General features: G+C 39.2%; 12 protein-coding genes and 1 other RNA gene. 8 read left to right on the forward strand and 5 right to left on the reverse strand.

Annotated elements, in window-relative coordinates; genetic code table 11:
* Positions 1–124: 124 nt before the first annotated feature.
* Positions 125–340, reverse strand: a complete 216-nt coding sequence (locus SJPD1_RS02780; protein WP_096045873.1) for an RNA-binding S4 domain-containing protein — start codon at positions 338–340, stop codon at positions 125–127.
* 128 nt (positions 341–468) lie between these two features.
* On the opposite strand from SJPD1_RS02780, the gene SJPD1_RS02785 reads away from it, so the two are divergent.
* The 3 genes from SJPD1_RS02785 to SJPD1_RS02795 are packed head-to-tail and all read left to right on the forward strand — an operon-like array spanning position 469 to position 2,385.
* The gene (locus SJPD1_RS02785; RefSeq protein WP_096045874.1) at positions 469–969 is read left to right on the forward strand and encodes a QcrA and Rieske domain-containing protein; all 501 of its coding nucleotides are present in this window, start codon (positions 469–471) and stop codon (positions 967–969) included.
* On the forward strand, positions 966–2,126 hold the full coding sequence (locus SJPD1_RS02790) for a cytochrome b (RefSeq protein ID WP_096045875.1): 1,161 nt from the start codon (positions 966–968) through the stop codon (positions 2,124–2,126). The genes SJPD1_RS02785 and SJPD1_RS02790 overlap by 4 nt, the downstream gene beginning before the upstream one ends.
* Positions 2,113–2,385: a hypothetical protein gene (locus SJPD1_RS02795; protein ID WP_096045876.1), complete on the forward strand. Its 273-nt coding sequence runs from the start codon at positions 2,113–2,115 to the stop codon at positions 2,383–2,385. The genes SJPD1_RS02790 and SJPD1_RS02795 overlap by 14 nt, the downstream gene beginning before the upstream one ends.
* Positions 2,386–2,407: 22 nt before the next feature.
* Here the strand turns inward: SJPD1_RS02795 and hemJ are convergent, their stop codons facing one another.
* A complete protein-coding gene (gene hemJ / locus SJPD1_RS02800) occupies positions 2,408–2,920 on the reverse strand; it encodes a protoporphyrinogen oxidase HemJ (RefSeq protein ID WP_191342076.1) in 513 nt (170 codons plus the stop codon).
* Positions 2,921–3,057: 137 nt separating this feature from the next.
* Here hemJ and SJPD1_RS02805 point away from each other — a divergent pair, with 137 nt between their 5' ends.
* On the forward strand, positions 3,058–4,299 hold the full coding sequence (locus tag SJPD1_RS02805; protein ID WP_096045878.1) for a DEAD/DEAH box helicase: 1,242 nt from the start codon (positions 3,058–3,060) through the stop codon (positions 4,297–4,299).
* Positions 4,300–4,319: 20 nt separating this feature from the next.
* On the opposite strand, the gene SJPD1_RS02810 is transcribed toward SJPD1_RS02805, so the two are convergent.
* Both SJPD1_RS02810 and ssrA read right to left on the reverse strand, forming a co-directional pair.
* Entirely contained in the window at positions 4,320–5,942 is a 1,623-nt protein-coding gene (locus SJPD1_RS02810; RefSeq protein ID WP_096045879.1) for a YcaO-like family protein, read from the reverse strand.
* 129 nt (positions 5,943–6,071) lie between these two features.
* Positions 6,072–6,447, reverse strand: a transfer-messenger RNA (tmRNA) gene (gene ssrA, locus SJPD1_RS02815).
* 72 nt (positions 6,448–6,519) lie between these two features.
* On the opposite strand from ssrA, the gene SJPD1_RS02820 reads away from it, so the two are divergent.
* Positions 6,520–7,023 (forward strand): hypothetical protein, encoded by a 504-nt coding sequence (locus SJPD1_RS02820; protein ID WP_226372233.1) that lies wholly within the window; start codon positions 6,520–6,522, stop codon positions 7,021–7,023.
* An 84-nt stretch (positions 7,024–7,107) separates the two neighbouring features.
* On the opposite strand, the gene SJPD1_RS02825 is transcribed toward SJPD1_RS02820, so the two are convergent.
* Entirely contained in the window at positions 7,108–8,706 is a 1,599-nt protein-coding gene (locus SJPD1_RS02825) for a cache domain-containing protein (protein ID WP_096045880.1), read from the reverse strand.
* A gap of 83 nt (positions 8,707–8,789) precedes the next feature.
* Between SJPD1_RS02825 and SJPD1_RS02830 the strand changes: the two genes are divergently transcribed.
* From SJPD1_RS02830 to SJPD1_RS02840, 3 genes are all read left to right on the forward strand, one after another.
* A complete protein-coding gene (locus SJPD1_RS02830) occupies positions 8,790–9,464 on the forward strand; it encodes a response regulator transcription factor (RefSeq protein ID WP_096045881.1) in 675 nt (224 codons plus the stop codon).
* Positions 9,465–9,599: 135 nt separating this feature from the next.
* Positions 9,600–10,589 (forward strand): DctP family TRAP transporter solute-binding subunit, encoded by a 990-nt coding sequence (locus SJPD1_RS02835; protein ID WP_096045882.1) that lies wholly within the window; start codon positions 9,600–9,602, stop codon positions 10,587–10,589.
* A gap of 157 nt (positions 10,590–10,746) precedes the next feature.
* Positions 10,747–12,072: an OprD family outer membrane porin gene (locus tag SJPD1_RS02840; protein WP_096045883.1), complete on the forward strand. Its 1,326-nt coding sequence runs from the start codon at positions 10,747–10,749 to the stop codon at positions 12,070–12,072.
* Positions 12,073–12,212 lie beyond the last annotated feature (140 nt).

Here is a 12,212-nt window from a genome sequence, read left to right on the forward strand (position 1 = left end):
CTTCATGAATGCAGTAGCGACAAAAAACGTTTTGAGGGTGCATGGGAGTGTTGAAATGAAGGAGAAACTATACTCCAAACTAAATTAGAGAAACAAAAGTTTTTTAAAGTAGATGCGTTTCATTTCACATCGAAATGGCTTCAACTTCGATGATTTCACCGCACGCTTCGATCTTTTCGCCTGCAACGATTTTCGCGCGCTTCCTCGTCTCTACTTCGCCGTTTCGCTTTACTTGTCCCTCTTCGATGAGCATCTTCGCTTGCGCACCACTTTCGGCTACGCCAGTGACTTTAAGCAGTTTAAACAATTCGATAAAATCTTCTTCTAATTCAAATGTCATTTTTATTCCTTTGTTGATGTGAAATCATATCCGAATCCATCTTTACATGTAATCCTTCTCAAACCTCTATTGATGAAAGTTTTTGGTAAAATAGTCACACGCAAAGTGGGGAATAAAGGAAAATGGGAATGGATAGAAACCGAAGAGTGGTGAATTACTCGCTCTTAGCATTGACGGGAACGGGGATGTATTTTAGTATCGGTACGATGTTCCAAACCTTAGAACCACCCAAAAAAGCGCGACTGGATGCGGCTACGTTTATTGATACGACGACATTACCCTTGAATGAAATCTCCTATTTTATGTGGCAGAAAAAACCGCTTTTTATTCTTAAAAAAGATGCTTCGATGACGCTTGATAAAAAGCGCGACATTCACATTGGTGAGTATTATTACACCTTAATGATTGGGATTTGCACGCATTTAGGCTGTGTGCCAAAGTACGATGCGAGCGTTAAACGTTTTATTTGTCCCTGTCATAATGGGCAGTTTGACTCCAATGGCAACGCCCTTGCGAGTCCTGTGAGCAAGCCCTTGGTGATTCCGCCGTTTAAACTAAACGGTGAGGTGATTATCGTCGGTGAAGTGGGCGAGGCGTACCTTCAACTCATGGAGGAAGCCAAGGCATGAATCTAAGACTGAAGAACTTCAATATTTTACTCTACACGGGCGCCATCATGGTGGTTTTGTGCCTGTTGCTATTGTGCTCAGGCATTTTCCTTGCGATGCATTACATTCCTGATGCGGATAAAGCTTTTGAGAGTGTTCATACCACGATTATGCAAGAGGTCAATTACGGTTGGTTGTGGCGCAAAATCCACGCGGTTGGCTCAACGTTTTTCTTTTTACTGCTGTACATTCACCTCTTAGGCATGCTCTATTTTGGGTTTTACAAACACGGCAAAACGAAGTATTGGTACAGTGGCATGGTACTTTATTTTTGTTGTATGGTCATCGGGTTTACGGGTTATGTGCTTCCGATGGGACAGATGAGTTACTGGGCGGCGCAAGTCATCACCAGTTTATTAGAGTACATACCAGGAGCAGGTGAGGACATCGTACTGTGGGTACGAGGTGATTTTAGCGTGAGTGGCATTACGTTACTGCGCTTTTACACTTTGCACATTGTGGTGATGCCTTTACTGATTAGTCTGATGATTTTGGTGCATACGGATTTTGTGAAATGGTACGCCACGACAAAGCTTTCATGGAACCGCAAAGGCTTACATGTCTGCAAAGAAGAGCGTTTTAGTAAACGCGACATCAATCTCAAAGAGCCAAAACCATTTTTCTCCAATGCTGTTTTAAAGCCACTACTGGCGTGTACGCTCTTTTTGGTACTCTTTTTTTATTGCGCTTTTTTTCACGATGAAATAGCGTTTGATGCGCTCAATCTCACCCCTGCCAATCCAAGCGATACGCCTGCTCATATCTATCCTGAGTGGTATTTTTTATGGATGTTGCAACTGTTGAAAAGCTTTTTCTTTGACATCGGCATGATCAAAGGCTCATACATCGGCATGGCGTCTTTGGTGGTGGTCAATGTCGGGTTTTTACTGATGCCCCTTCTTGATCGAAACCCTCGTCGCATTCCCGCGCATCAGCGTCCGTACTTTTTGGTGTGGTTTTGGGCGTTGGTCATCTCTTTGATAGGACTTACGATTCTTGGAAAACTGCCGAGTTCGACGCTGACTTTGTGGGTTGGATTGTTCTTCTCCACGGTGCTGATGGCACTTTTTTTCATCTTGCCGTTTCTCTCCAAAAAGGAGTCTCATGCCAAATCTTAAAATATTTGCAGCCATCGTTGTATGTGTTTTCGTTCTCGTTGTCGGGCTTGAGTGGTTACCCAAACAGTATGCCACACAAACAAGCGCCATTGTGACGGAGCAAACACTAAAGGCTCCAACGAATGAAGAAAAAGCGATTTATGAAAAAGAGATGAGCAGACGTGATGTGATCGGGTACAGCATCGTGGGGTACTTTTTGTTACTCTCAGCATTGCTATACTTTAAAATTTTGCTACAACGCTCCAAGCCAACGGAGTAACGAAACGCTTTACATGTAAAGATTAGGGCTTCTTTTTTCCATCCAAAATCACGTCGATAATCATGGCAAAGATGCCTAAGGTAATCAGTGTAAAAGCCCATGAAAAGCTCTTTGTGACCACATACCCGACAATCAAAATAGCCAATGCCGTCGGGACTTCGTTGTAGGCTCTGAAAAATTTGCCACTTTTGGTGCAGGTATCATGGGCAAGCTCTAGGCGGTACTTTTCCAGCGAAAAAGAGTAGAGTGCAAGGGTAATGAGTACAGTAAATTTCGCATAAATCCACCCACCACTTGAGAGCAGTTGAGGGTCAATTAAAATCATGCCAAGTCCACTAGCAAGGGTTGCCCAAAAGGCAGGAAGCCCAATGTATTTATAAATCTTGTACTCTTGAATTTTCACCACTTCCACAAACGCTTTTTTTTCGGCATATTCGACATGATACACAAAAAGCCGTGGCAAATAAAACAACATCGCCATCCACGACATTAACGCGATAACGTGAAATGCAAGCAACCATTTATAGTGATCCACCATTTATCCTTTGACATTTTACAGACGTATTATAACACCAAAAACTTACCCTAAACTGCCTTTACATGTAATCCTTAAAACCTCCCCTAAAGTGAAACTATTCTACAATGACGAAAAGACTCAAAGGATGCCAGCCCATGCCATTTTCCACGCTCAAACTCTGCCCACAAATTCTCCAAGCACTGAGTGAAGTAGGACATACCACTCCCACGCCGATTCAAAAAAAAGTGATTCCGCTTGTGTTGAAACGTAAAGATGTTTTGGCGAGGGCGCAAACGGGTAGTGGCAAGAGTGCTTCGTTTGTCCTGCCGATGTTAGAGCTTTGGAGTGCGAACAAAGGCGAGGGAAAAGCGAAGATCAAGGCATTGGTTTTAACGCCCACCAGAGAGCTGACCGTGCAAGTCGCTGAAGCGTTTACTACCTTTGGAAAATTTTTACATGTAAAGCCAAAGGTGGTGAGTGTCATCGGTGGCGAGAAGATCGGCGAGCAACTTTTTGACATCCAACAAGGGTGCGACATCGTAGTCGCAACATCGGGTCGTTTGCTTGACATCATGAGCAAAAAGCAGATCAATCTCTCCAGTGTGGAGTTCTTTGTGCTTGATGAAGCGGACAAGATGCTTGACCTTGGTTTTGAGCAAGAGTTAAGTTCCATTCTAGAAGCCTTACCAAAAGAACGCCAAAATCTTCTTTTCTCCGCGACGTATCCCGAAAAGATGCAAACCATTGCTTCTAAAATAACCAAAAGTGCCGTGGAAGTGAGCATCGAAGCTGAAGCGCCAACGGTGGAACTGATCAAACAACGAGCTATTGAAGTCAATAAAGAGAACCGTGCTCCACTGTTGCGTCAGTTACTGCGTGAAAACAAATGGGAACTCGTCTTAGTTTTTATGGCAAACAAACGCGCTGCCGATAATATCGCTGTGAAGTTTCGCAAACATGGTTTTTTAGCCGAATCGTTTCATGGCGACCTCATTCAAGAAGACAGAGCGTGGACGTTGAAGTCGTTTAAAGAGCGCAAGATTCGCGTTTTGTTTGCCACGGACATCGCTTCACGTGGACTGGATATTGATGATGTGAGTTGTGTCATTAACTTTGATTTACCGCGTGCAACCGAAGACTACATCCACCGCATCGGACGAACAGGGCGTGCGGGGAAAGAGGGTGTGGCGATCTCATTTATCGACCATGAGGACAAAGCACATTTTGCGTTGATCGAAAAACGTTGTGGCATAAAACTTAAAAAAGAGCAGATCAAAGGCTTTGAGCTTGAAGGTGAGGCACCTCAAAAAGAGAAAGGGAGCGCGCCCATCAAAGGCAAACGTAAAAGTAAAAAAGACAAGTTAAGAGAGCAAGCGGCTTGCAAACCTGCTCTTTAAATCTTTACATGTAAAGATTTTTAAGCGACGATAGACGCCTTCTTAACTTCGAGCCTATCGTACATATCGAGGATATTGACATAGTGCTGGTGCAAGCTAACGTCGATGAGGTAGGCTTTACCATCTAAGATGTTCACTGCGTGTTCAACGTTTTCTTTACCAAAAATGTCCCATAGGGCACTTTCATATTCACTCCAGATAAGATTTTGTCCCCTTAACGAGAGGATTTCACACAGAAGTTTGCTCATAGGATTTTGACTAAAGCCAAGGAGCATGTGTGCCTCTTCGTAATTTTCCAAAAGGAGATTGACTTGTGCTTTAAGGTCAATCATCTGAAAATTTTGCTCAAAAATAACACCGATGTATTTTTCCATATTGAGTGAATCTTCTAATGGCTCAATGGTTTCTAAAAGCGTTTCGTGATTTTCTTCTTTGAAGTTCAGCACTGCATGACGGATGAATTTCCCACAGTTACGATTTTGGTAGACCATATCGTCGATAGGATAGACCTCAGAAATACTTGGCACAATCATGTGGCATGAGTAAAAGTCTAAATAAGTGTATTCACGTAGGTAAATCTCTTTGTTCATAGATTTGACGATGTTGCACAAGAAGGCGTACTCCGCTTCGCTTCCCTCGTCCTTATACTTCCATGGAGCATATTCAAAACTTTTGGTTGCATTTAAAAAGCCAAAGCCTATTTTTCCGTTAGAATCGATGAAGTGTGCTTCAAGGTTAAACGTGTCTTCTACGATGCTCATGTCAAAGGTTGGCATCTCAAAAGCATCAAGGTTTTCAACACCTCTTCCTTGCATGAGTTCGCTCATGGTGCGCTCTAGGCTTACTTCTAAAATGGGATGAGCACCAAATGAGACAAAGAGGGTGCCATTGCGTGGGTTGATGAGCGAGATAGCCGTTACGGGGAATTTTCCACCCAAAGATGCATCCAGAATTTCAACAATGAAGCCTGCTTTTCTTAGTTCTATCACATCCGCATGCAGTTTCGGGAAAGTTGCGATGATACTCTCTGGATATATTGGAAGTGCATAACCATTTTTGATGATCTCAATTTTAGCATGACGTTCAAAGATTTCACTCAGAGCCTGAACTTTGGCTTCATCAGGCGTATTGCCACTGGCAAGTCCATTGCTGACGTAAAGATTGCTGAGGATATTTAAAGGAATGTAAACTTGCTCATTTCCAAAAAAGCTTTGAAACGGGAGTGCGACGATCTTATCGGTATAGTCGCTGTTAAAATCAACTAAGTCTTCGTTGCTCATTTCGTTGGATGGATTGTAGATTACATGTAAAGCAGGATTGAGGTAATTTCCGCCAAATTCAAACACCTTTTGGTCTGGATAGTACGCACGATTGGGAAGGTGAAAGTCGATAAAACAGTTGTTGGTTTGAAGGCGCTCGATGTACTCACCCAGCGCGCTTGCTTTCGACGCCCCTGAAAGGGTGCCTTTGCCATTAGAATAAATATGATTGGGGGCTTCGGTGGAAGCTAAGTTTACTGAGTAGCAGTTTTGAAGAGGATGCTTTTCTGTTGCAAAGGTAATGCCACACCTAAGGTCACTTAAGATGGTTTCCATTTTTAAAATAGAGACTTCGAGTGGGGCGTTTTTTGAGAGTATATTCATAATGTAATAATTCCTTTTGGGTGTAACGCAATGTCGAAAATTGGGTAAAATTAAGTAGATTAGGAAGGTAACAGGGAGGAAATAGAAGTTATGAAAACTCCCATTTTGCCGAGTTAAAATCAATTCGAATGGTGGAGCTGTGGGGGATTGAACCCCAGTCCAAAAATAGCCACCTATGACGTCTACATGCTTAGATATTGTTGATAGTGTTTAATTTTGCTTCGTACAACAATCAGAAAACTACGCAAAACGAGCCTTTAACTTCGCTGCATGTAAAGGCGTTCATGCAGTATATCTATCATAGCTATGATACTTCTCAATCCTCCTTAGATAGCATTAAAGGGAGAAGCAGTCCTTATGTATTAAACTTATGCAGCTAGTGCGTAAGCAGGACGATAGTTACTGTTGTTAGCAGTTATTGTTTGAAGGTTGTGTAACGGAAGACCCTCACTTCCGACATGCAGCCATAAGCTAAAACTACTCCTGTCGAAGCCATGTCAGCCCCATTCGGAAACGGATTTTACCATAATAAACAAAAAACTTTGCTATAATCCGCAAAAATGTATAAGGATTTGTTTTGAAAAGATTGATATTGCCTCTTTGTGTAGTTCTCTTGTTTATGTTTATACAAGGTTGCGCACCAAAATCACCGCCTCCAGCATCAACACTTAAAACCTATAATACTGAAAAAGAGACAACTAACCCAAAACTCACTAAGCTGGTTGGTAAAAATTACATCAAGGGTATTGTTCGCACTTTGAAACAAGAAGCGAATTCGTCAATGTGGAATTATGAAATTGATGGTATTGATAAAACCAATGGAAAATTATCTTATGTAAACTTCGATCATAAATCCGTGCTCGCCAACGAAGGAGATCTTGTCTATGCTTCTTTTGATGGTATGCATTTAACAGAGATGTTTGTAATCAAAGCAGTCAAAAATACGACCTATACACCGCCTTTAAAGAAAAAAAGTTCAGCTAAAAAGAGTAGCAGTGATGATGATGGCGGAGCTGGTAAACGTGATAAAGCACATCAAGTGATTGGTGTTCCACAAGAAGAGTCTATTAAATTAAATTAATTTTACTTTTGTTAACCGATCGTTTACTTTGAGTTTCTATACTTCTCTTAGCGAATTTCATATTTTCTTCTGAATTATGGAGACTCAAAGAGGCGATCCGCCAAGCGCCTCTTTGAAACCTTTTTCTAACTCTATCGTAAAAATAGCCCCTCCATTTTCATTCTTCACTTCGAGTTTTCCTCTCATACTTTTTTCAATAATAAGCTTTGACATATAAAGCCCAATGCCCGTACCTTCATTTTGCTCTTTACTACTAATATAAGGTTCAAAAATCTTTTCAATAGGTTTTATTTGAATCCCACCACCGTTATCTTGGATAATCAAACGTACCACATTTTCATCGCTCTCTAAGCTAATAGTAATCTTTCCGCCTTGTTGCCCTGTGGCAAGGATGGCATCTTTCGCATTGGAAAGTAAATTTAAAACAACTTGTTCATACTCATTTTTATATCCCACAACATACTCATCATGTGGAATGTTAGCTTCGACAGTAATCTCTTGATTTGTAATAGACATACCAATAATCCTCAAGACTTCATCAATAGACGATTGTATACTAAATGTTTTTTTATCTTTATTGGGCATAAAGAAATTACGGAAGTCATCAATGGTATGCGACATATATTCGACAATATTTTCTGCCTCAATACATTTAATTTCCATCGCAGTTTTATCAAGTTTGTCCATATTATATTTGAGTTTGAGGGTCATCAAAAGAGCCGATAGTTGAGAGAGAGGTTGTCTCCATTGGTGAGCGATGTTGCTGATCATCTCTCCAAGTGCTATAAATTTAGACTTTTGGATCAAAAGTTGTTCTTGTTCTCTGTTTTTTTGAATCTCTTCGCTGACACGGCTTTCCAGGGTACGATTAAGATTTTCAAGCTCAAGTGTTTTTTGCTGAACTTGTTTATGGTAGGTTTGCAAAAAGCGTTCAATACGTTTTCCCAGCATAACGGCGAAAGTATTGGCAATAAGGGCAAAGAGCAAGAAGATAATAATAGCTGAAGTCACTTCAAGTTTCATTTTCTTTTGAAAATCAGCTTTAGCAATGCCTATCTCTTTTTCAATATCATCGGTATAGGCACCCGCTGCGATAATGAGGTTCCATTTTGGGTAGAGTTTAAAATAAGATACTTTTGGACGTATGATATTGCTCTCAGGTTTTTTGTACATGTAATTGACAAAAGAGTAGCCTTTCTCGTGAATATCTTGAAGAAAGATTTTACGAAAAGCTTTCCCGTTTTCATCCGTATAGGCATCGGAGATATATTCACCTTCTATATCGGGACGATTAGGATTAATGAGCATTTTGGCAAATTTATTACCACCTTCTATCTGTTCAACTTGATAGACAAAAATATAGTTATGCTCTTCCCCACCATAACGAATATGGCGTATCCAGTCATAGACCTCTAATTTGAGCGCTTCTTCTTCTTTAGCGGAGGTCAATGGTTTTCTTTGTGTTTTGAATTCTATAAATTCGATGATTGCATCAACTTCGCGTTTTAAAACATTGCGTTTATTTTCAACAAACGTTTTTTTGCTGTCTTCAATTTGTGCGGAAAGAATTTCATACTGTTTGGTGATAAAAAAATAGCCATTAAACAGCATTAAAGAGCTAATAATAAAGATGTTACTAAAGATGATGATCGTAGAGATATTGCTCTCTTTGATAATTTTCATAAAAAACTCCCATAGCGACTGCTATAATAATGAAAAAGAAAAAGTATCATAGTGATTCTTTGGAGAAATGTAAAGGGTGTTTGATGGATGAAAAGATGCTGAAAAAGCTTGCTCACTATAGAGTTTTGTATGCGGAAGATGAAGTTGGAGTCAGAAAAAATGTCAATGAACTGCTCAGTCTTCTTTTTAAAGAGGTCTATTTGGCAAATGACGGAGAAGAAGCCTATAAACTTTTTTTACAGCACAAACCTGATCTCATTATCACCGATATCAAAATGCCACATTTAAGTGGTATTGAATTGACAAAAAAGATTCGAGAGAGCGATAGTAAAGCGCATGTTATTATTATTACGGCGTACACAGAAGTTGATTTTATGTTGGAGGCCATTGAACTCTCACTCCTTCGTTACATTGTTAAGCCTATTACGGAGACTAAACTCTTTGATGCGCTGGAAAAGTTTTTACAGTCTAAAGACAAAGCGCACCTCCAAGAGATAGCCCTTGATTGGTACTATGATTCAATGCAAAAAATGATTACACATAAAAATGAGATTTACGAATTAACCAAAAAAGAGGCTAAGCTCATTGAGTTATTGTTGGAAAAGGATTCAATTATTACCTATGAAGAGATCGAACAATATTTGTGGGAAAGTGAATATATGAGTCTTAACGCCCTTCGTTTGATGATTAAAAACTTGAGAAAAAAATTGCCAGAGGGGACATTGAAAAATATTCAAGGGATAGGATATAAACTCTAAAAATAAACCTTTAAAATAGCGTTACAAAAAGAAGCTTTTAAGAGCATAGTGATAGAGCTTTGACGATTTACATGTAAAGAAAATTATTTTTCATCTATAATCAAATTTACACCTAAATCTATATAAGGAATCAACATGTTCATCTTTATTAGAGTGATAGTTCTCATAACGTTGTGTATCTCCTCTTCTATTTCAGCGGAATATACAATCAAACTTACGCATGTTGTAAGCCCCAATACACCCAAAGGGAAAGGTGCCATTTTCTTAGCCAAAAGAGTAAGCGAGCTCACACACGGTAGGGTAGAAGTCATTGTCTATCCCAATTCACAGCTTTATGGTGATGGCGAAGAGATCAAAGCTTTGAAACTAGGGAACGTCCACATTGCTATGCCAAGTCTCTCAAAATTTACCAGCATGGTACCTGAAATGCAACTTTTTGATTTGCCATTTTTGTTCAGAGATGCAAACCATGTTCATGCCGTATTGGATGGAGAAGTAGGACAAATCATCAAAGATAAAGTAACAGCAAAAGGTTTTGTTGCCATTGATTATTGGGATGCAGGTTTCAAACATTTTTCCTCCAGTAAAAAAGCGATTATCATGCCTCATGATGCGCAAAGCCAAAAATTAAGAATTATGAAATCTCATGTCCTCGAATCTCAATGCAATGTCATGGGTGCTATTCCTGTCATTCTGCCCTTTGCTTCAGTCTATTCTGCTCTCCGTCAAGGAAGTGTCGATGGAGCCGAAAATCCACTTTCCAACTTTTATACAAAGAATTTTTACGAAGTACAAACGGACTTGACGCTGTCATCGCATGGTTACCTTGGGTATCTTGTCATTATGAGTGAGAGTTTTTGGAGAAAATTTCCAGCCGATCTCAAGCCGATGATACTGCAAGCCGTGAAAGAGGCAACTGCATATGAGCGCAAACTTGTGGCACAAGATGATGAAGAGACCTTGGCAAAGCTAGAAATGTATGCCAAAACGTCTAATCATTTTAAAATTTATACATTGAGTTTAGAACAAAAAGAAGTATGGCAAAAAACAATGGAAGCACTTTATCCACAGTTTTACAGTGTCATTGGTGAAGATCTTATTAAAAAAATACAAACAACAAGATAAGTAAAATATATTTTACATAGCATTTAAAAGTTATTTTTTTTAATAACAATTTGATAACAAAAAGCGAATGAGTAGGGTGTTTATTGAAAGATTTATTGTAATTTATTATTTTTTGTGATAGACTTGTCTCGCCTTTAAAAAAATTCAAGGAGATAATATGAAATTAGCTAAACTTAGCTTGGCGGCTATCGTAGTTGCTGGATTAGCATCTAGCTCATTTGCAGAGAGCACAACTCTTGCAGATGCATTTAAAAACGGAAAAGTAAACGGCGAATTAAGAGCTTGGTACTTTGACAGAGACAATGGCACATCAACTGAAAATATTTTCAATACAGGTGTAAGCCTTGGTTATGTAACAGACTCACTTTATGGTTTAAGTCTTGGTCTCACAATGCAATCAAACTATTCTCCATTTGCAAATGATGCTGAGAAAACAATGTATACTTCTGATTTGTATGGTTCAGGCGCAGTTCTTTCTGAAGCATATGTAGCCTATACAATTGGTAAAACAACGGCTAAAATTGGTCGTCAATACATCGCTACACCTCTTGTAAATGGTTCTGGCTCACGTATGATTAAAGAATCATTTGAAGGTGCTGTTGTTGTTAACACAGATATTCCTTCAACAACAGTATTTGGTGGTTATGCTGATAAATTCCAAGGCAGAACAACAAACATTGATAAAAGTTTAACAGATAAGACTGCAAGTGATATTGGTGAATTCAAAAAAACAGCAGTATTCTATGGCGCAGGTACTACTGCAGGATCAAATGTTTTTGGATTTGATGGAGCCTACACAATGGGCGCAATCAACAACTCTATTTCAAACCTAACATTAACAGCTCAATATTTATATGTTAATGATGTTAGTAAACTTGATGGCACTGTACTTGGTGATGCAAATGTTTTCTATGGCGAGGGTAACTATGTAGTGCCTTTAAGCAATATGAAAGTAATCTTAGATGCAGGCTATCGTGGTTCAAGAACAACGAGTCTTCTAGATACTGCACATCTTGAAGGTGATTTGTATCAAGGTCGTGTTGGCTTTAAAGAGCTAGCAGGATTTGGGGCATCTTTTGCATATAGTACTGTATCAAGTGACCAAAGCGTTCTTTTAGGTGCAGGTAATGGTCCAACAACCTATACTGCTCCACTAATCAAAGCGGCTGAAGTAACTTCAGGTGCGAATACAGATGCGTATAAAATTGAAGCAACTTATGACTTCAGTAAAGTAGGTGTTACAGGTCTTAAAGTATTAGGACAATATGTATATGTTGATCAAGATGCAGTAACAGGTACTGTATTCAATGGCGTAGGTGCTAAGACAAAAAATAAATTCTGGGAAGGACAAGTTTCATATGATATCCCAAATCTTAAAGGTTTAACATTATCTCTTGAGTATGAAAATGCTACAAAAGAAGTCGCTAATGCAGCTGATGTAGATTCAAATGAAATGAGATTTAGAGCGAACTACAAATTCTAATTTGTACCTCTCTTAAGTCTACAAAACAGTGGCGATTTTCGCCACTGTCCCTTTTAAAATCTTCTCTTACCTCTTAAATTTCTAAAAAGCTTATTTTTTCATCACACATTTTATTTTATTTTACTATTTTTTTGTGTATA

The sequence above is a fragment of the Sulfurospirillum diekertiae genome (assembly GCF_002309535.1).
Taxonomy (GTDB): Bacteria; Campylobacterota; Campylobacteria; order Campylobacterales; family Sulfurospirillaceae; genus Sulfurospirillum; species Sulfurospirillum diekertiae.